Source organism: Planococcus citreus (assembly GCF_003664125.1).
GTDB lineage: Bacteria > Bacillota > Bacilli > Bacillales_A > Planococcaceae > Planococcus > Planococcus citreus.
The window spans coordinates 1121478-1141502 of sequence record NZ_RCCP01000001.1 but is presented as its reverse complement, the minus strand read 5'-3'; the positions used below and the strand labels follow the sequence as shown (position 1 = coordinate 1141502).

Here is a 20025-nt window from a genome sequence, read left to right as displayed (position 1 = left end):
AGAAATGAAGAAAATGCTATTGATGTTCGTCCTTTTGGCAATGATGGTTTTGGCCGCATGTTCCATGGAAGCACCAGGTTCAGATTCAGAAGAAACAACAGGCGGAGAGGAAGCGAGCGGCGATTACACAATCGGTTTCTCGATCTCGACATTGAACAACCCGTTCTTCGTAACATTGAGTGAAGGGGCAGAAGCTAAAGCTTCTGAACTTGGCGCAACTCTTTCTGTAGTTGATGCACAAGACGACGCATCGAAGCAGGCAAGTGATGTAGAGGACTTGATCCAACAAGGCGTGGACATGATTCTAATCAACCCGGTCGATTCTGAAGCAGTTGCTTCAGCAGTCGCTTCTGCCAACAATGCAGATATCCCGGTCATTACTGTAGACCGAAGCGCAGAAAACGGCGAAGTGGTTTCCCACATTGCTTCGGATAACGTAGCGGGTGGTGAAATGGCAGCTGAGCACCTATTGTCACTGGTAGGTGAGGGAGCAAAGGTAGCGGAACTTGAAGGAGTTCCAGGATCTTCTGCAGCTCGTGAACGCGGAGAAGGCTTCAATAATATCGCAGCAGACAGCTTGGATGTCGTTGCCAAGCAAACGGCGAACTTCAACCGTGCAGAAGGTTTGTCGGTTATGGAAAATATCCTGCAAGCAAACCCTGATGTAACCGGAGTGTTTGCGCACAACGATGAAATGGCGCTTGGTGCACTTGAAGCAATTGAAGCTTCTGGCAAAGATGTCACCGTTGTCGGATTTGATGCCACAAACGATGCAGTCGCAGCAGTAGAAGAAGGCCGTCTTGCCGGAACGATTGCCCAAAAACCGGAAATGATCGGTGAAATGGCTGTCGAAACGGCTATCCAGCACTTGGACGGCGAAGAAGTGGAAGCATCGATTCCTGTAGAATTGGAATTGATCGAGCAATAATAAAGAAGAAACCGCATCGGCAATTTGCCGGTGCGGTTTTTTAATGCGGCTAGGCTGAAAGAACTTAGCGAAAAAGAAACGAATAAAAATATAGATTTTATTTGGATTTATTTACTATTAATATAAAATAGTAGTAAGCCATTAGTTCTGATTATTCAGGTATCAGAAAATTCTTACTTTATTTGTGGTACATTTTTTGTAAACCACTTGGAGGAGGAAGTAAAATGGCGAAATTGAATCGATGGAGAGCGGCGGGATTGCTCGTGCTGGCAGGAGCTTTGGCGGCATCCCCGCTGCAGATGGGAAGTGATAGCGAGATGGCAGGAGCAAACGGTGACTATGCAGCGCTAACTGCACAAGTGAATGATATTCTGCAAGATGACAGCTTGGACGGCGCGCTCGCAGGTGTCAGCATCCGAAAAGCGAATAGCGGGGAAAAAATATACGATCATTTTGGCGACATCCGGCTCAAACCGGCATCCAATATGAAGCTGTTCACTATGTCGGCGGCACTTGAAACTTTAGGGGAAGATCACCGGTTCTCGACAGAACTGCATACCGATGGGGAACTGAAAGGCAAAGTGCTGCAAGGCAATCTTTACTTGAAAGGCAAAGGCGACCCGACATTGCTCGAGGAGGATTTTGAGCGCTTTGCAAAGGAATTGAAAGCACAAGGCATACATAAAGTGAAAGGCGACTTGATCGGCGACGATAGCTGGTTCGATGATGAACGTTTGTCTGAAGACATGACCTGGAAAAATGAAGTGTACTATGTCGGAGCCCAAGTATCCGCATTGACCGCCTCACCGAATAAAGACTACGACGCGGGGTCGATCATCGTGGAAGCGAACGCCGGAGAGGCGGCGGGAGATGAGGTGCGGGTCAGCTTGTCGCCTGAAACGGATTATGTGACGATCACCAATAACGCCCAAACGGTGGCAGCTGGCGAACCGAAAACCTTGAGCATCACGAGAGACCACGGAACGAATGAAATCATCGTGGAAGGCAATATCCCGGAACAGGGCAGCCGGACGCGTGAATGGATCGCAGTCGATGAACCGTCCGGATATGCGCTCAGCTTGTTCGAAAAGGCACTCGATAAGGAAGGCGTCGAGTTGATCGGAAATTCGCAAACGGAGATGGGCGTAACACCGTCGGATAGCCGCATATTGCTAGAGCATCAATCGATGACGCTTGCGGAACTATCAATCCCGTTCATGAAACTGAGCAATAACGGCCACGGCGAAGCATTGGCGAAACAAATGGGCCGCGTGGTGAACGGGGAAGGCAGCTGGGAAGCGGGCCTCGACGTGATGGAGGAAACCGCTGGCAAGCTTGGCGTCAATGTCGACACCATCCATCTGCGCGATGCTTCCGGAATGTCCCACGTCAATTTGATTCCGGCGAATGAGATTTCGCAGTTACTAGCCGGTGCTCAAAATGAACCATGGTTTGATACGTTCCTTGAATCCTTGCCGGTAGCAGGTGCTTCGGAACGCTTGGTCGGCGGCACCTTACGCAACCGCATGAAAGGCACGGCGGCGGAAGGCAATGTCCAGGCTAAAACCGGCAGCTTGTCCTCGGTTTCTTCTCTGGCCGGCTATGCAACGACACAAGACGGCGAACGGCTGGTCTTCGCGATCATCCTGAACAATGATTTGGCGAATGTCACGCCGATCGAAAACGCGATTGCCGAAGCGATTGCCGGATATCAAGCCGAATGATAGGGGAGAGCTTCGAAGGACGATAAATAATCAGTTTTGACAGAAACAGCGGCGGAAGGCTTCGTGTCTTTTGCGGGCTGTTTCTTTTTGATGGGAAAGATTGGATTGTTCTTTCCATCCTGAAAAAACTTCTGTATGGTGAATATATCAAGTATTCAAACAACTTAGGAGTGATGGAAATGAGACCAATCATCGGCATTACCGCGTCAAAGGAATTGGGGAAAGATGAATACAATGTAGAGCTTGCGGACACAGAAGCGATTGTGCGAGCGGGCGGCTTGCCGATCATGCTTCCACATATTGAAGGGCAGGCGGAACTGGAAGAACTCGCCGAGCACATCGACGGATTGTTCCTTGCGGGCGGCTGGGATATTGACCCGACATTATTCGGCGAAGAGCCGCATCCGGGCCTTGGCGTCATCATTCCCTCACGCGATCGCTTCGAGCTGGAGCTATTGGAAAAAGTGCTGGAGAAAAATAAGCCGGTGCTGGCGATTTGCCGAGGCGCCCAGATTTTGAATATCGCAGCCGGGGGGGACATGTATCAGGATACACCGTCTCAATTGGCGGGCAACCTGCTGCAGCATCAGCAGCGTGCGCCGAAAGAGCATGGCTCGCATTTTGTCGAGGTTGCGGAAGGTTCGCTTTTGCACCGGCTGACGGATTCTCTGAAGCTCAAGGTCAATAGCCGCCACCACCAGTCGAACCGCCGTGTGCCTGAACATTATCTCGTGTCCGGGATCGCAAGCGACGGCGTCATAGAGGCGATTGAAAGCAAAGAGCATGGTTTCGCGCTTGGGCTGCAATGGCATCCGGAAAATATGGCACGTGCAGGCGACGCAGCGTCTTTGCGCATCTTTGAAGGCTTTGTCAGCGCCTGTACAGAAGAAGGGGATGAGTGAGTGCAGATCATTGATACGCATTGCGACGCGCTACTGAAGCTGCAGGTAGCGAAGCGCAACGAATTGTTTCGGGGAAAGCCTGTCAATTTTTTCGATGCGGAAGAACTCGACACCAATTTCCTACGCTTGCAACAAGGCGGCGTCAAAGTCCAGTTTTTCGCGGTGTTCGTGCACCCTGAGTTGCCGGACAATGAGAAATGGCAGCACGCATTGGAGCAAATCGATTTGTTCTACAGCGAAGTGCTCAGTGAGCCGCTTATGAAACATATCCGCCGTTGGGAAGACATCGACACACTCGGCCCGGATGAAATCGGTGCAGTGCTCGCGCTCGAAGGGGCAGATGCTTTTGGAAACGACCTTGCGAAACTGCGGCATCTCTATAGGCTCGGCGTGCTGTCGATCGGGCTGACATGGAATTTCGCCAACCTCTGCGCAGATGGCGTCGGCGAACCGAGAGGCGGCGGGTTGACGCTGCTCGGCAAGCAAGTGGTGCAGTTGAATAACGATCACCGTGTGTTCACGGACGTATCCCATCTATCGCTCGAAGGATTTTGGGAAGTGATGGAACTCGCCGAGTATCCAATTGCGAGCCATTCGAATGCACGGAAGCTGTGCGATCATCCGCGCAATCTGGACGACGGGCAAATCGAGGCAATGTTCTCGCGCAACGGCTTGATCGATGTCGTGTTCTGTCCGGAGTTCATCAACCCCGGAAGCCAGCAGGCGGCGATCGAGGATCTGCTGCGCCATATCGACCATCTTTGTACGCTCGGTGGAGAACGCCATATTGGACTAGGATCTGATTTTGATGGCATTTTCGATCATGTCAAGCGTCTTGAAAACGCTTCGGATTATCCGAATTTAATCGAGGCTTTGCAAAAACGCTATTCGGAAACCCAAGTGGAAGGGTTTGCGTTCCGAAACTTCCTGGCGCATCGTCCAGGCATCGAACAAACCAGTAGAAAAATATGAAAAAAAAGCCATCCGCTAGTGAATCAGCGGATGGCTTTTGTCATTAATACTTATTCATGGAAGACTCTGTGTCACCTGATTCAGCAGTTTGCAATTTGCTTTCTTCCGAATCACTCTTGGCATGTTTGCGGCGGTGTAGGATTGCATTGATTTCAGCTCCGACGACCAGGATCAAACCTGTGAGGAAGAACCAAAGAATCAAGACGATCAATCCGCCGAGGCTACCGTAAGTAGCTGAATAGCTTCCGAAATTCGATACATAGAATGAGAAACCGAGGGAAACCAGCTGCCACAAGATTGTAGCGATGACGGCACCGATAATGACTTCCTTGAACGGGAAATGTTTATTCGGCGCAAATTTGTAGAGCATCGCCAATACCAGGCTCATGACTACGATTGAAATGACCCAACGGAGCACTTGGAAGATGATTTCCGTTTGTTGCGGCAGATTCAGGAACTGATTGATCATATCGATGATCGTGCCACCGAAGATCGGCAGGACCAGTGCAACGATAACAGCAATCAGCATGAACAGCGTCAAGACGATCGCCAATCCTTTCTTCACGAAGAAAGAACGGGTTTCTTCTACGTCATACGCTTGGTTTGTTGCGTCCATAAACGCAGTCATTGCGTTCGAGGCGGACCAAAGCGTACCGAGGATACCGAAAGTCAATAGGCCGCCGGATGGTGTCGTCACGACACTGACGATGGTATCTTCGAATGTTGAAGCGACTTCACCCGGCAAAATCGTGCCGATAAAATCGACAGCCCGCTGCGGGTCGATCTGCAAATACGGCAGAATGGCCAGCAGCAAAATCAATAATGGGACAATTGCCAGTAGATAATAATATGCCTGGGCTGCCGCAAGTGTCGTCGCGTGGTCTTTTTTGAATTCTTGGCCAAGTTCTTTGGCATAGGACGTCACTTTGCTCATAACTTTATACCTCCATTTGTTTTGTAAAGTTATTTAGTATATGCCCGCTGTAGCCAAGAAATAACCTTAAAAAAGGAAATTATCCGTTTTCACGCCATTACGGATAGTTTTAATCGACCGTTCGGATGCCGAGAAGGTCGCCAAAAGCGATGCGGACAACATCAGGTCCGGAGGTGATTTCTAGTGTTTGGTTGGATAGGTCGATGGCAGTGATGATCCCGGATACGGCTGCCAGCCCATCGTCCCAATAGCGCATTTCGGCCATGCATTGCCGCTGGTGTGCAATGCCGGTTTCTTCCTGCAACAAACCGAGTTCTTCTTCATCGAGATGGGGCTTATGCTTGGAAGGTTCATCGGCCCGCCATTCCCGCAGCATCCGGACATGTTCCGGCAGCATCAGTGCCCCCCATTTCAATTGCCCTCTGTCCAATACGTCCCCTTTAACCGTCAAATGATGTTTCTTTTTCATCTTCACCACTCCTTTCTGAAAATAAGAACATTTGTTCTTATCGTAAAGAAATAATGGTTAATGGTCAATCACTTCTTTTCCAAAAAAAAACAAGACTGCCTGTGGGCAGCCTTGTTTACGCATTGATTTCCGGTTCTTCAATTTTCTCGAATGCAATTTTGAGGATATGGTGATTTTCCATCGCAATGATTTCCCATTGGTAGCCGCCTTTTTCGAATGAATCCCCGGCTTCGGCTTCGATGAGCTGATGTTGCATCCAGCCCGCAATGGTATCGATTTCGTCGCTATCCGCAAATTTCAGGCTGAATCGCTCTTCCAAGTCTTTCAATAGCACACGGCCATTCACCACATAGCGGATGTCGCTTTCTTTCACGATTTCAGCTTCCTCTTCTTCATCAAACTCATCCCGTATTTCCCCGACGATCTCCTCGAGAATATCTTCCATCGTGATCAGGCCAGACGTGCCGCCGTATTCATCGATGACAAGTGCGATATGGGTGCGGTCTTTCTGCATTTTCACGAGCGCCATCTGCAGCGGTGTCGTTTCGTGGAAATACGGAAGGTCATGGACAAGTTCCATCATTTGAACATCGTTATTGATCGCATAATGAGTCAATACTTCCTTGGCGTTGATGAAGCCAATTAAATCATCTTTATCGCCGTCGCGTGCAATCGGGTAGCGTGTAAAGCGGTGCTCACGAAGTTCTGCCAGCAATTCATCAGTGGACAAATCGTCCGGAAACGCGACCATTTGCGTGCGCGGGATCATGACGTCTTTGGCGCTGCGCTCATCGAATGCAAAGATATTCTGCATATAGGAAAGCTCCGTCTGGTTGATTTCACCGCTTTGGAAGCTCTGCGCCATGATAATCTTCAGTTCTTCTTCTGAATGGGCTTGCTGTTCGCCGGCAGGCTCAACGCCAAACATGCGAAGCAGCAGGCGGGCAGAGCCGTTCAAGACGAAAATGAACGGATACATGATTTTCCCAAAGATATAAAGCGCTGGGGCCAGCGACAAAGTCATTCGTTCCGCAAATTGCAATGCCAGCGATTTTGGCGCCAATTCCCCGATGACGACGTGCAAAAATGTCACCAGTGCAAAAGCGAATGCGAACGACACGATCGTCGAAACCGCTGAAGGGACACCGAGCCAGTCGAATAGCGGATGAAGCAGCCGTTCGACAGTCGGTTCCCCGAGCCATCCGAGGCCGAGGGCGGTCACGGTGATGCCGAGCTGGCAAGCGGACAAATAATAGTCCAGATCGCTGACGACTTTCTTGACAGTGACGGCTTTTTTATTGCCTTCCTCGATCAGCTGCTCGATGCGTGACATGCGGACTTTGACGACAGCAAATTCCGTACCGACGAAAAATGCGGTTAATGCAATGAGTAAGACGAGAAGAGCTAAATTCAGTAAAAGTATGGGGTCCAATAAATTCCCTTAAATAAGGGATTCACCTCCGAGATAGTTTCTTTTAATTTATCACAATTTACATAATGGTGCTGAGGAATTGTATCAATGTGCGTCGAGAACGCGCTTTGTAATTTTGCGGATATCGATCGCTGTATCTTCCGTCATGATGTCATCGAGTATCACTTCGCGGAAATAAGTGACACTCGCGGTAAGCGGAAGGTCGAGGATCTTGCTGAGGGCAATGCGGTACATTTTCAGGAATTCCTTATCGGTATTGCCGCGCTTCAGTTCCGCAAACGCTTCGTAGAATTGGTCAAGCTTATCGGCGAATTCCAATAGCCGGCCTTCAAGCGACTCGTCTTTGCCTTCTTTCATCCGGTCGAAAAACACTTCCTGGAATTCTTCCGGAATTTCTTTCAGGATGAATTTCTCCATCATCCCTTCTTCGACTTTCGCGAGGATTTCCTTGAGTTCAGGTGATGCGTATTTTACAGGGGTTTTGATGTCCCCGATAAACACTTCTGCAAAGTCATGGTTGATAGTCCGCTCATAGAGGGATTTCCAATCGACAGGGCGGCCTTCGCGTTCTTCAATCGTAGCGAAGAACATGGCGTACTGGCTGACTTTCCAGGAATGTGCGGCGACGTTATGCTCTTCAAACTTGAACCTGCCGGGTGCACGGATGATTCGCTCCAAATCATTTAATGAGGTGAAAAAACGGTGAATTCCCATGAAAAACGACTCCTTTTTGCTGATTTCGATGTCTTTAGCATACCCGAAAAACGTTATAATAGAAATTGAAGAGTGATTCACGTGAAAAAGGAGCGCAATCAGCTATGACAGGAAAAACACACATCACGGGCGGCATCGCAGCAAGCCTGGCATTTGCGCAAGTTTCCCATTACGAACCGGCCATCTTATTGATCGGCGGAGTGGCTGGGGCGTTGATTCCCGATATTTGCCACGGATCGAGCAAAATCGGCAGGAGCCTGCCAATCTTATCGAAACTGATCAGTACATTGTTCGGCCATCGGACTTTCACCCATAGCCTGCTGTTTCTGCTGCTCATGACAGTATTGTTTCAAGCGGTGCTGCCAAATGAAGCTTTGGCGGCAGGGATTCTCGTCGGCATGATCAGCCACATCGTATTGGATATGGCGACGAAACGGGGCGTGAAGCTTTTATTTCCGCTGCGCGTAACGGTACGCTTGCCGCTTACGACATCGACCGGCAGCTTTGTGGAACATCTGGTATTCGCTGCCTTGTCGGTCCTATCGGTTTATTTCGGCTATGGGCTGTTCAACTTGTGATAATACGTTTTAAGCGGTGTTCTTAGGGAATAGGAGGGGAAAGCAGTCCAAGAGGAGGAAGCGCAATGCCTAGAGACGAATTTTCCAGAGATGCCAACCCATCGCGGAATACGGACCGAAGAAAACGTGAAGAGTTCGAAGGGATTGACCGTGAATCGCAGGAAGACGGCCAGAAGATGAGAAAAGAAGGCGCCCACAGCAATACCGGCGTCGGCGATGAACGAAATCCGATCGGCGAATCGGAAAGCAAATAATAGCATGAACAGAAGCTGCCGGAAATTTCCCGGCAGCTTCTTTTTTAGCTTATGCTTAATTAGGCGAAGCATTGCCGAATAGAAAAAATGGATAAAATGCGGGTGGTTCCAAAACGGAAAGTTCACAGGTCAGACCTCAGTACAGCACTTGTCCTAAAAAATGAAAACGGATACACTAAAGCGGGTGGAATAATTAAACAATTTTTTAAAAAATGGAGTGATGAGATGATTTCAACGACGTGGAACTGGATGTGGGAAAAACACCATCAGGCAAAAGACATGCTGCGCTTTTTCGCCAAGCCCGGCTCGACTTCCCCAGGGAACGACCGCGACCGTGCAGAAGACGCAGGTACATACGATGAACGCTTCAAAAAGAAAAGCTACAATACGCCGCAGCTGATTGGGCTGTTCCTCGGCCCTTTGCTGTTCATTTTAACGATGCTGTTCGTGAACCCGGAAGGCTTGACACCGGAAGCGAAAGCAATCCTGGCGAGCACCATTTGGATCGCGACATGGTGGATCACAGAAGCGATTCCGATCCCGGCAACTTCGCTTTTGCCGATTGTGCTGTTTCCGTTAACCGGGGGATTGGACGTAGGGGAGACCACTTCGGCTTATGGAAACGACACGATTTTCCTGTTCATGGGAGGCTTCATGATCGCCTTGACGATGGAAAAATGGAATTTGCACAAACGTATTGCCTTGACCATCATTGCCTTGATCGGCACAAACACAGAACGTATCATTCTCGGGTTCATGGTGGCGACCGGCTTCTTGTCTATGTGGATTTCCAACACGGCCACGGCCATGATGATGGTGCCGATCGGGCTCGCGATTATCTACCAGGTATCGGAAGCGTTGAAGCATGACGATTCCATCGATACGTCCCGAGAAAACTTCAGCTTTGGCAAAGCGCTCATGCTCGGCATTGCCTATTCCGCTTCTCTTGGCGGAATCGCGACCTTGATCGGAACGCCGCCGAACACTTTGCTTGCCGGTGCAGTCAATGAAATTTATGGCATTGAAATCACTTTTGCCGAATGGATGCTGTTCGGCGTGCCGCTTGCCTGGATCTTTATCTTTGTGGCTTGGTTTTATCTGATCAAAATAGCTTTTCCGTTGAAATTAAAAGAATTGCCAGGGGGAAGTGCCGTCATTAAAGAACAAAAGACGGAGCTCGGCAACGCTTCCTATGAAGAAAAAATCGTTTTTTCGATCTTCCTGCTTGCAGCTTTTGCTTGGATCACCCGCTCGTTCCTGTTGGTGGAATTCTTGCCTGGCTTGAACGATGCGATGGTCGGATTGATTGCTGCACTGATTTTGTTTGCGATTCCGTCGAAAAACCGCCAAGGCGACCATTTGCTGGACTGGTCGACAGCCGTTAAATTGCCATGGGGGATCTTATTGCTCTTTGGGGGCGGTTTGGCGATTGCCGCAGGCTTCACTCAATCAGGGCTCTCTGAATGGGTAGGCGGCCAATTGATCGGCTTGCAAGGAGTTAATGTCCTTATTATCGTTCTCGTCGTTGCGGCATTTGTGCTGTTCCTGACAGAAATCACTTCCAATACCGCTACTGCGTCGATGATGTTCCCGATCATGGCTTCACTGGCAGTCGCGCTCGGCATCCATCCGTATGCGCTGATGGTAACGGCTGCTGTGACAGCGTCCTGTGCATTTATGCTACCGGTGGCAACACCGCCAAATGCCGTCGTCTTCGGGTCGGGTTATTTGAAAATCATCGATATGGCCCGTGCCGGCTTTATCCTGAACGTTTTCGGGATCGTTTTTGTCGGCCTCGCTGTCTACTACTTCCTGCCGCTCGTCTGGGGCATCGATTTATTGAGCACGCCTGCAAGATTCCTGGAATAAACTAGAAGAACCGCCTCATGCAATCGAGGCGGCTCTTTTTCTGTACCAAGTAACGATCATTACATAAATCGCTGGCATCGCTGCGCAAAGAATGATCAGCACGTTCCATCCGAAGCGGGTCCAGATAGGGCTGAGCAATGAGCTCCCAGCCGCCACGCCAATATAATACGATACGAGATATAAACTCGATGCGCTGCCTTTATGATGCGTAGCCTGCTGGCCGACAGAAGCAGCGGTCAGTGAATGGGCCGTGAAAAACCCGAGGCAGGTCACGCATAAGCCGATTGCTACCATCCACAGTTCAGGGCCGAGTGTCATCAACACGCCAGCAGAAAAAATGAACACGCCGATGATACGCACGCGCCTCAAGCCGAACGCTTCAGCGGCGCGCCCAGCCATAGGAGAGCCGATGACTCCGATGCCGTAGGCGAAGAACAGATAGGAGATCGCCTGCAGCGACATGGAAAATGGCGGTGCTTCGAGGTGGAACGGCAAATAGGTCCAGACGCCGGTAAAAGCGATTTGGAGAATCGCCCCGAGGCCGAACACAACGAGCAGCGCGGGATTTTTTAAATGGAACAGGAAGCCCTCGATATCTTTTGAAAAGCTCAGTTCGCTCGGTTCAAAATGATGGGAAGGCGGCAATAGCAAAAAGACGGCGATAAACAAAGCGATGCCGGTCACGCCGAATGCGAAAAACGTCAATTGCCAGGAAAACGCATCTGTGAGAAATCCAGTCAAAACGCGTCCGAGCATGCCTCCGAGTGCATTGCTCGATATGTATAAAGCGGTGGCATAGGCGATGTTTTTCCGGTCGATCTCTTCGCTGATGTAGGCGAGCGCCGCAGCCGGTACCCCCGCAAGCGCGAAGCCTTGGATCAAACGCAGCACAAGAAATACTGTGAACGATTCGACAAACGGCAGGATGAAAAACGGGATGGCAGAGCCGAGCAGCGACCAGATGATATAGGAGCGCCGCCCGTTGCGGTCAGAAAAGAAGCCGAGAATGACCAGCCCCGCAATCAATCCGATGATCGTCAGGGAAAGAGACAGGCTGGAAGTCGAGACCGACACTCCGAAATCCGAGACGAATACCGGCAGCAAAGGCTGTACGGAGTAAATATTGGCAAAAATAAATAACGAAGCCAATAGCAGGCTCGCAATGATTTTCCAGAATTCACGGTCGCGTACCGTGTATGTGCGTTTTTCCATGAAGGCAATCACTTCCATTTCGTCAAAGCTTCTGCTATCCATTCTATCATTCATTGGCAAATAAGTGGGAGCGGCAAAAAGGGTGTGAAAAAGCCCGCATGAAACATGCGGGCTGGACGTTAAAGCTTATTGAAATACGCAAGAATTTGTTTGCGGGTAGGTTCCTGCAGGCGATAGCGCAATTCTTTGTTTTGGGTATTCACGAGATGATAGGCCGGGTTTTCGACAACCGTAAATTTCCAATGCGGCTTCACGTTCTTTTTCTTCAATTGCAGTTCAGGAGGCATCATCTTGTCAGTGAAGCTTTCAAGTTTCGCCATTAGGAACGTATCCATGTAACGGACGATGACAAATCCTTGGTGTTTTTCTGGGTCATATTTCGAGAGATTGTATTCACTTACATCAAAACCTTTTTCGTAACGTTGCACAGACGGAGAAAGGACAAAAAAGTCCTCATTGTAAAATACATTCGAGTTGCCGAATTGCTTGAGGCCCAATTCCTCAACCAAAAGATCCTTATTGACCAAATTCATTTCGCGCGCAGTAGCCATGCAATTCCTCCTCATTTCCTTATAGTCTTTCTATTATAACATTCTTTTGGCTTATACGCAGAAAGGGCGTACCTAAAGCAATGGACAGCAGATTGCTAGAGAAGTTTGAAAAATCTGTTATATTGGAAGTAAGCCAATCCACTTAGAAAAAGGAGGGGATTCCAGTGTGCGGAAGATTTGCCTTATATGCAGATTATGGAGCCTTGCTTGAGCGTTTTGAGATAGAAGAAGCCGCCCTCGATCAGGCTTCTTACGAAGAGAATTACAATGTGGCGCCTTCCCAGCAAATCGTTGCGGTCATCAATGACGGCGAGCGCAACCGGCTTGGGACATTACGCTGGGGGCTCATCCCGTCATGGGCGAAAGACGAGAAGATAGGCTACAAAATGATTAATGCCCGAGCGGAAACGGCTGCGGAAAAACCGAGTTTTCGGAGCGCCTTCAAGAAAAAGCGCTGCCTCATTCCGGCGAATGCATTTTACGAATGGAAAAAAGGGCAGGATGGCAAAACGCCGATGCTCATCCATTTGGAGGGTGACGAATTGTTTGCGTTTGCAGGGTTGTGGGAGTCATGGGAATCGCCGGAAGGGGAAGTGGTCCATAGCTGTACGATTTTGACGACACAGCCGAATGCAGTGATGGCGGATATCCATGACCGCATGCCAGTGATTTTGGACAAGGAAGCGGAAAAAACCTGGCTCGATCCGAATGTCCAGGACCCCGAGCTATTGCAGAAACTCATCAAGCCTTACGAAGCGGAAGTGTTGGAAGCGTACGAAGTCTCCAGCGCGGTCAACTCGCCAAAGAATAAAGGGCAGGAATTGATTCGGAAAATCGGATGATCACACTTTCAGGCAAAGGGGAGGGTCATGGTGAAAAGCGGATTGATCTTGGAAGGCGGCGGCATGCGGGGTGTCTACACAGCAGGCGTGCTGCAGAAGCTTATGGAAGAGGATGTGTTTACGGATTATGTCATTGGCGTATCGGCTGGCGCATGTAATGCCGTATCGTATCTTTCCCGGCAAAGCGGCAGGAACCGGACGGTGATGATCGATTATGTAACGCATCCCGATTATATTTCCATGAAGAATTTGCTGAAGAAACGGGAACTGTTCGGCATGAACTTGATTTTCGATGATATCCCGAACCGGCTGGTGCCATTCGATTATGGCGGATTCGGTGCAGCTGAGGAAGAATTCGTCGTTGGGACCACGGATTGCATGACGGGGGAAGCAATCTATTACCGCAAGCCGCTGCCCCCGGAAGAATTGCTCACGGTTGTGCGTGCATCGAGTTCGCTGCCGTTCATGTCGCGCCCTGTGGAATTCGGTGGACGCCTTCTTATGGATGGCAGCCTGGCTGACCCGCTGCCGATTAAACAAGCCTTATCAGATGGCGTGACCAAGCCAATCATCGTGATGACCCGGGAAAAGAGCTACCGGAAGCGCCATAAGCCCTTAATGCGCTTGGCGCCTGCATTTGCCCGCCAATATCCAGGCCTTGCGCGGGCATTGGAAGAACGGCAGCGAGTTTATAATGAATCAGTGGCGCACATAGAGGCGCTTGAAGCGCAAGAAGAGGCCATGATCATCCGTCCGCGCAATTTGCATAAGCTGCGCGGCATCGAACGGGATCAGGAGCGGCTTGCGGCTTTGTATGTCCAAGGCTACCGGGATGCAGAATTGATGGTGCCACGGGCCCGGAAATTCATCCAGGCGAATAATACTTTAAGTTTGGAAAGGAGTTTGTGATGATTGCCCGAATAGACCAGACAAAAGAGAAAACTGCACGCGACATCCAATCAATCCAGCGGCCAGCTTATCGGATTGAAGCGGAACTGATGGGGTTTCATGACATTCCTCACATTTCCGAGACAATCGAAGAAATCCAGCAAAGCGAAGAGACATTCCTCGGTTATCAGGAAGAGTATTTGAAGGGGTTCATTTCCTATAAAGAAGAAGGTGATGTTATCGACATTTACCGGCTTGTCGTGGACCCGCTTCAGTTTCGGCAAGGCATTGCCCGCAGCCTGGTCGGCCATCTCCTAGAGCACAACAAAGAAAAGGAGTTCATCGTCAGCACGGGCACGGCAAATGCGCCGGCCCGCAAGCTGTATGAATCGTTCGGCTTTCGGGAAGAAGAAACCTTCGAAGTGGCACCAGGGGTTACATGCACTCAATTCCGTCTTGCCAATTGACCGCCCTCCGCCGTAGTTCTTTTGAGGACTGCAGGCGGTTTTTTGTGCTTTCAGAAGATGCAGGCACATTTATTTATTTTTAATTCGAGATAATATAAAATGAAGGAAGTGGATATGTCCCTGTCCGCACAGAAAGGAGTGCGATTCAGATGATTAAGATCTTGCCGCGCATTAATGAATTGGCACAAAAAGAGCGCAGCTACGGATTGAGCTATGCGGAAATCCGGGAGCAGCAAGTGCTCCGCCGCGAATATCTCCATGAAATCCGTGGACAAGTCGAGACGACGGTAACGAATATGACGGTCATTGACCCGCTCGGCGCGGATGTCACGCCAAACAAAGTCAAAGACTCAAGATAAACGAACAAACCAAAGCGGTTTCAGAGAGGAAGAAAATAGATGAACGATTATTTAGTGAGAGCCTTGGCCTATGATGGCCAAATCCGTGCCTTCGCAACCCGTACGACAGAAACGGTGAACGAGGCGCAACGCCGCCATTACACATGGCCTACAGCGTCCGCGGCACTTGGCCGCTCCATGACAGCAAGCGTCATGCTCGGTGCGATGCTGAAAGGCGAGGAGAAATTGACGATTAAAATCAATGGGGGCGGCCCGCTCGGCACGATTCTAGTTGACGCCAACGCAAAAGGTGAAGTGCGTGGCTATGTGTCCAATCCCCAAACCCATTTTGACTTGAATGAGCAAGGCAAACTCGATGTCCGCCGGGCAGTCGGGACAGAAGGGACACTGACTGTCTCCAAAGATATCGGTTTGCAGCATCCGTATGTCGGCCAAGTGCCGATCGTCTCGGGCGAACTCGGGGATGATTTTACCCATTACATCGTGACTTCCGAACAGACGCCTTCTTCTGTCGGTGTCGGCGTTATCGTCAATCCCGACAATACCATCCTGGCTTCAGGCGGGTTCATCATCCAATTGATGCCGGGTACTGATGAAAAAGTAATCAGCCAGCTCGAACAGCGCCTGGCCGAAATCCCGACCATCTCCAATATGGTGCGTGCCGGTTTGACGCCTGAAGATATCTTGGACGAAGTCTTGGGCAAAGAAAACGTCAAAGCGCTCGATACGATGCCGGTGAATTTCCAATGCCAATGCTCGCGTGAGCGCATCCATAACGCCATTCAGGGCCTTGGGTCTGCGGAAATCGAAGATATCATCGTGACCGAAGGCAAGGCGGAAGCGCAATGCCATTTCTGCAACGAAACCTATGTGTTCTCGAAAGATCAATTGCAGGACATGTTGTCTTAATTCACTTTATGTAAAGCCTGTGGAAGATTCCGCAGGCTTTTTGATTTGGAAGCGTAAGATGGATATGATATGATGTTATTATCTCGAATTAAAGATAATATAAATAGGAGGTTTTTACATGATGAAACATATTTACAACCCACCAGCGGAGGCGTCCAAGCCGACATTCTTGCTGTTGCACGGAACAGGCGGGACGGAAACGGACTTATTGCCGGCAGCAGGGCATATCGATCCGGAAGCGGGCGTGCTGAGTGTTCGCGGGAATGTGTCGGAAAACGGCATGCCGCGATTTTTCAAACGCTTGTCGGAAGGTGTCTTCGACATGGAAGATTTGCGTGAACGGACAGAAGAGCTGCACGCATTTATCGGTCAGGCAGCTGATGAATACGGCTTTGACCGCAATAACGTCATTGCGCTCGGTTATTCAAATGGCGCGAATATTGCCGCCAACCTGCTGTTCTCGTATGAAGATTCACTGAAAGCGGCGATTTTGCACCACCCGATGGTACCGGACCGCAATAAGGAATTGCCGAATCTGGAAGGGACGCGTGTCTTCATCGCTGCTGGAACTAACGACCCGATCTGCCCGAAAGAAGAATCGGAAGATCTGGAAAAACTGCTAAGCGGAGCCGGCGCCAAAGTCGACCTGCATTGGGAAAACCAAGGCCACCAGCTGACGATGGATGAATTGGTTGCAGCGAAAGCTTGGTATGAAAAAGGGTGAACAAAACTCCTCCAACTCTGGAGGAGTTTTTTCTTTCGCCCGATTCCGTTCCGCAAGCTTTGACAATCATGATATGCTTCGGTCATGATTAATGAAAACGAACTGAAGGAGGGATGGCGGTGCAAAACAATCCGCGCATCACCGAGCAGCTTGAAGCTTGGGTGAAAGAAAACAAAGGGCATGCCGTTCTCGGCACCACGGCCCAGTACATACCAGCCCTGGGTAAAGTCGACCCGGGCAAACTCGGTATCTGCATGATCGACGAAGACGGCCATTATTATTGTGCAGGAGACACCGACACCGAGTTCACTTTGCAGAGCATATCCAAAGCGCTGACATTTGTGGCGCTAAGTTGCCATTATGGTTTGGACTTCGTATTGGAGCGGGTGGACGTTGAGCCGACGGGTGAAGCGTTCAATTCCATCGTGCCGTTTGAAATCCACCGGCCGAATAAGCCATTCAACCCGTTCATCAATGCAGGGGCCATTACGATCTCATCGCTGCTCCCAGGGCGGAATGCGCAAAAGAAATTTGAGTTTTTGAAAGGCTTCCTGGAAGAGCTGCTTGGGCACCCAATCGAAATCGACAAGGAAGTTTACGATTCGGAATGGGCCACGTCGCACCGCAACCGGGCACTCGCTTATTATTTGAAGGAAGCGAACTTCCTCGAACTCGAAGTGGAAGAAGCGCTAGATATCTACATTAGTCAATGCGCCATCAAAGTGTCAGTGAAAGACTTGGCACTTCTGGGCTTGATCCTCGCTTACGACGGTTACAACCCGATTACGAAAGTGAAGCATTTTTCCGAAGAAATCGCACAAGTGACGAAAGTGTTGATGGTCACTTGCGGCATGTACAATTCATCCGGGAATTTCGCGGCGCATGTCGGCATCCCGGCGAAAAGCGGTGTCTCAGGCGGTATCATGGCAGCCGTACCGCCGAAACTTCACTCACAAACCTATGAATTCCGTGCAGGGGCAGGTATCGGCGTTTATGGTCCGGCAATTGATGTGCAAGGAAACAGCGCTGCCGGAACGATGATGCTTCGCCAAATTTCAAAAGAATGGGATTTAAGTATTTTTTGATAAAAATGCCAAGATTAAGCAGAGCCTTGCAGTGAAATCACCTCACTGCAAGGCCTTTTTTCATAGTTTTTTTCGATTTTTCTATTTATTTGTTTCCGGTCATGGTGAGGGGGTACAGAAAGACTAAGCAATACATAAATAGATGAGGAGTGGAAAAATGGCACAAGATCCGAAGAAAGTCGATGAAAACAGCAAGAACGAACAATTGGAACAATTCCGGTCAGATGACAGCGGTAAAGATTTGACGACAAACCAAGGCTTGAAATTATCGGAGGACGAATTTTCCTTAAAAGCGGGGGAGCGCGGGCCGACTTTGATGGAAGATTTTCATTTCCGTGAAAAAATGACCCATTTCGACCATGAGCGCATTCCTGAGCGCGTGGTCCATGCACGTGGTTTTGCAGCTCACGGTGAATTCGAAGCCTATGATTCGCTTGAACATTTGACGAAAGCAAAATTCCTGTCGAAAAAAGGCAAAAAAACCCCGGTCTTCGTCCGTTTTTCCACAGTAGCTGGCTCGCGGGGCTCAGGGGAGTTAGCGCGGGACGCACGCGGATTTTCAACGAAATTCTATACCGAGGAAGGCAATTACGACTTAGTCGGCAATAATATCCCGGTATTCTTCATCCAGGATGCCATCAAGTTCCCTGATTTGGTCCATGCGATTAAACCGGAACCGCATAACGAGATTCCGCAAGCGGCAACAGCACACGATACGTTCTGGGATTTTGTCGCGAACAACCAGGAATCGGCCCATATGGTCATGTGGACGATGTCTGACCGTGCCATCCCAAGAAGCTTCCGGACGATGGACGGATTCGGGGTCCATGCATTCCGCTTCGTCAATGCGGAAGGAAAATCCCATTTCGTAAAATTCAATTGGAAATCGACGCTAGGAGTTCACTCAGTCGTATGGGATGAGGCTCAAAAAATAAACGGGAAAAACCCCGACTTCCACCGGGCAGATTTGCACGAAGCCATTGAAAACGGTGATTATCCGGAATACGAACTGGGCGTCCAGATCGTGCCGGAAGAAGACGAGCACAAATTCGATTTTGACTTGCTCGATGCGACAAAAATGTGGCCACAAGAAGAGATTCCGATCCACATCGTCGGCAAGATGACATTGAACCGCAATGTTGACAACGTATTTGCGGAGACCGAGCAAGTGGCATTTCATCCAGGCCATGTAGTGCCGGGGATCGATTTCTCGAATGACCCACTTCTCCAAGGCCGTTTATTCTCCTATACAGATACGCAATTGATTCGCCTGGGCGGGCCGAATTTCCATGAACTGCCGATTAACCGCGCCGTTTGCCCGTTCCATAACAACCAGCGCGATGGCTATGGCCGCCAGACGATCAATAAAGGAAAAGTTTCATATCAGAAGAGTTCCTTCACCAACCATACGCCGGCACCTGTCAGCGAAGCGGACGGCGGATATGTCCATTACCAGGAGAAAGTTGAAGGCCGCAAAGTGCGCAAGCGCAGCGATAGCTTTAAGGACCACTTCTCGCAAGCAACTATGTTCTGGAACAGCATGAGCGATGCCGAACAACAGCATATCATTGAAGCGTTCAGCTTCGAGCTGGGCAAATGCGATAGCATCGATATCCGCCAGCAAGTCGTGGATATGTATGCAAACGTCAATCTCAAGCTAGCACAGGAAATTGCCGGCAATATCGGCGTTAAAGCTCCACAGACCGGTACTACTGACACCAGCAAAAAATCACCGGCATTGAGCCAGGAAAATACGGTGAAATCCGCGAAGACGCGTAAAGTCGGCGTTATCGTGGCACCTGACTTCAACGGCAAGGAAGTCATGGAAGTGCTGGACCAGCTCGAGTCAAAAGGCCTTCAATACGAGATCATCAGCGAACAGCAAGGCAAGTTGGACGCTGGAAACGGCAAACAAGTGAAAATCGACCATACCTTCACGACTGCAGACCCAGTATTGTTCGATGCCATCTATGCAGTGGGTGGGCCGGATGTCAGCAAGAAATTTGCACGTAACGCTGCCTATTATGTAACGGAAGCATTCGGGCATTTCAAGCCGATCGGCGCGACGCATGAAGGCAAAAAGTGGCTGGATGCCAATGGTTATACCGGAGAGCCGGGCGTTGTTACAGGCGATTCCATGAAAGGTTTCGCAGATAGCTTTATCGAGGCAATCGCCGCACACCGCCATTGGAATCGAGAAGTTTGATAAAAT

Annotated in this window: 21 protein-coding genes; 15 read left to right on the top strand and 6 right to left on the bottom strand. The window is 49.8% G+C overall.

Translation table 11 applies throughout. The features are described from left to right. The first annotated feature begins 4 nt into the window (after positions 1 to 4). The 4 genes from rbsB to DFR62_RS05580 all read left to right on the top strand — a co-directional run bounded on the left by rbsB (position 5) and on the right by DFR62_RS05580 (position 4526). Complete coding sequence (rbsB, locus tag DFR62_RS05595; RefSeq protein ID WP_121298596.1) at positions 5 to 928, top strand: ribose ABC transporter substrate-binding protein RbsB; 924 nt, start codon at positions 5 to 7, stop codon at positions 926 to 928. 224 nt (positions 929 to 1152) lie between these two features. Then, complete coding sequence (gene dacB / locus DFR62_RS05590; RefSeq protein WP_121298595.1) at positions 1153 to 2652, top strand: D-alanyl-D-alanine carboxypeptidase/D-alanyl-D-alanine endopeptidase; 1500 nt, start codon at positions 1153 to 1155, stop codon at positions 2650 to 2652. A gap of 179 nt (positions 2653 to 2831) precedes the next feature. Continuing rightward, positions 2832 to 3554 (top strand): gamma-glutamyl-gamma-aminobutyrate hydrolase family protein, encoded by a 723-nt coding sequence (locus DFR62_RS05585; RefSeq protein WP_121298594.1) that lies wholly within the window; start codon positions 2832 to 2834, stop codon positions 3552 to 3554. Further along, entirely contained in the window at positions 3555 to 4526 is a 972-nt protein-coding gene (locus tag DFR62_RS05580) for a dipeptidase (RefSeq protein WP_121298593.1), read from the top strand. A gap of 43 nt (positions 4527 to 4569) precedes the next feature. Here the strand turns inward: DFR62_RS05580 and DFR62_RS05575 are convergent, their stop codons facing one another. The 4 genes from DFR62_RS05575 to DFR62_RS05560 form a co-directional block, all read right to left on the bottom strand. Then, complete coding sequence (locus tag DFR62_RS05575; RefSeq protein WP_121298592.1) at positions 4570 to 5460, bottom strand: YihY/virulence factor BrkB family protein; 891 nt, start codon at positions 5458 to 5460, stop codon at positions 4570 to 4572. Between the two features lie 109 nt (positions 5461 to 5569). Then, on the bottom strand, positions 5570 to 5929 hold the full coding sequence (locus DFR62_RS05570; RefSeq protein ID WP_121298591.1) for a YolD-like family protein: 360 nt from the start codon (positions 5927 to 5929) through the stop codon (positions 5570 to 5572). Between the two features lie 115 nt (positions 5930 to 6044). After that, the gene (locus DFR62_RS05565; protein WP_241663049.1) at positions 6045 to 7361 is read right to left on the bottom strand and encodes a hemolysin family protein; all 1317 of its coding nucleotides are present in this window, start codon (positions 7359 to 7361) and stop codon (positions 6045 to 6047) included. Between the two features lie 84 nt (positions 7362 to 7445). Next, on the bottom strand, positions 7446 to 8075 hold the full coding sequence (locus DFR62_RS05560; protein WP_121298590.1) for a YfbR-like 5'-deoxynucleotidase: 630 nt from the start codon (positions 8073 to 8075) through the stop codon (positions 7446 to 7448). A gap of 104 nt (positions 8076 to 8179) precedes the next feature. Here DFR62_RS05560 and DFR62_RS05555 point away from each other — a divergent pair, with 104 nt between their 5' ends. From DFR62_RS05555 to DFR62_RS05545, 3 genes are all read left to right on the top strand, one after another. Further along, positions 8180 to 8653, top strand: a complete 474-nt coding sequence (locus tag DFR62_RS05555; protein WP_121298589.1) for a metal-dependent hydrolase — start codon at positions 8180 to 8182, stop codon at positions 8651 to 8653. 65 nt (positions 8654 to 8718) lie between these two features. Next, positions 8719 to 8907, top strand: a complete 189-nt coding sequence (locus tag DFR62_RS05550) for a hypothetical protein (protein WP_121298588.1) — start codon at positions 8719 to 8721, stop codon at positions 8905 to 8907. Positions 8908 to 9132: 225 nt separating this feature from the next. Continuing rightward, positions 9133 to 10776, top strand: coding sequence for an SLC13 family permease (locus tag DFR62_RS05545; protein ID WP_121298587.1), 1644 nt, complete (start codon positions 9133 to 9135; stop codon positions 10774 to 10776). Positions 10777 to 10791: 15 nt separating this feature from the next. Here the strand turns inward: DFR62_RS05545 and DFR62_RS05540 are convergent, their stop codons facing one another. Together DFR62_RS05540 and DFR62_RS05535 are read right to left on the bottom strand one after the other, a co-directional pair. Next, positions 10792 to 11988 (bottom strand): MFS transporter, encoded by a 1197-nt coding sequence (locus DFR62_RS05540; RefSeq protein WP_121299516.1) that lies wholly within the window; start codon positions 11986 to 11988, stop codon positions 10792 to 10794. 119 nt (positions 11989 to 12107) lie between these two features. Next, the gene (locus DFR62_RS05535) at positions 12108 to 12539 is read right to left on the bottom strand and encodes a hypothetical protein (RefSeq protein ID WP_058382819.1); all 432 of its coding nucleotides are present in this window, start codon (positions 12537 to 12539) and stop codon (positions 12108 to 12110) included. Positions 12540 to 12703: 164 nt separating this feature from the next. Between DFR62_RS05535 and DFR62_RS05530 the strand changes: the two genes are divergently transcribed. From DFR62_RS05530 to DFR62_RS05495, 8 genes are all read left to right on the top strand, one after another. Beyond that, positions 12704 to 13381 carry an SOS response-associated peptidase gene (locus DFR62_RS05530; protein WP_121298586.1) on the top strand — a complete coding sequence of 226 codons (678 nt, stop codon included), beginning with the start codon at positions 12704 to 12706 and terminating at the stop codon, positions 13379 to 13381. Positions 13382 to 13408: 27 nt separating this feature from the next. Next, on the top strand, positions 13409 to 14290 hold the full coding sequence (locus tag DFR62_RS05525; protein WP_338324965.1) for a patatin-like phospholipase family protein: 882 nt from the start codon (positions 13409 to 13411) through the stop codon (positions 14288 to 14290). Then, positions 14290 to 14736 (top strand): GNAT family N-acetyltransferase, encoded by a 447-nt coding sequence (locus DFR62_RS05520; protein WP_121298584.1) that lies wholly within the window; start codon positions 14290 to 14292, stop codon positions 14734 to 14736. The genes DFR62_RS05525 and DFR62_RS05520 overlap by 1 nt, the downstream gene beginning before the upstream one ends. Positions 14737 to 14885: 149 nt before the next feature. Further along, positions 14886 to 15095 (top strand): DUF896 domain-containing protein, encoded by a 210-nt coding sequence (locus DFR62_RS05515; protein ID WP_121298582.1) that lies wholly within the window; start codon positions 14886 to 14888, stop codon positions 15093 to 15095. Between the two features lie 39 nt (positions 15096 to 15134). Continuing rightward, entirely contained in the window at positions 15135 to 16004 is an 870-nt protein-coding gene (hslO, locus tag DFR62_RS05510; RefSeq protein ID WP_121298580.1) for an Hsp33 family molecular chaperone HslO, read from the top strand. Positions 16005 to 16125: 121 nt separating this feature from the next. After that, on the top strand, positions 16126 to 16728 hold the full coding sequence (locus DFR62_RS05505; protein WP_121299512.1) for an alpha/beta hydrolase: 603 nt from the start codon (positions 16126 to 16128) through the stop codon (positions 16726 to 16728). 113 nt (positions 16729 to 16841) lie between these two features. After that, complete coding sequence (locus DFR62_RS05500) at positions 16842 to 17813, top strand: glutaminase (RefSeq protein ID WP_135449298.1); 972 nt, start codon at positions 16842 to 16844, stop codon at positions 17811 to 17813. A 157-nt stretch (positions 17814 to 17970) separates the two neighbouring features. Beyond that, positions 17971 to 20019, top strand: coding sequence for a catalase (locus DFR62_RS05495; protein WP_121298576.1), 2049 nt, complete (start codon positions 17971 to 17973; stop codon positions 20017 to 20019). The last annotated feature ends 6 nt before the right edge of the window (positions 20020 to 20025 follow it).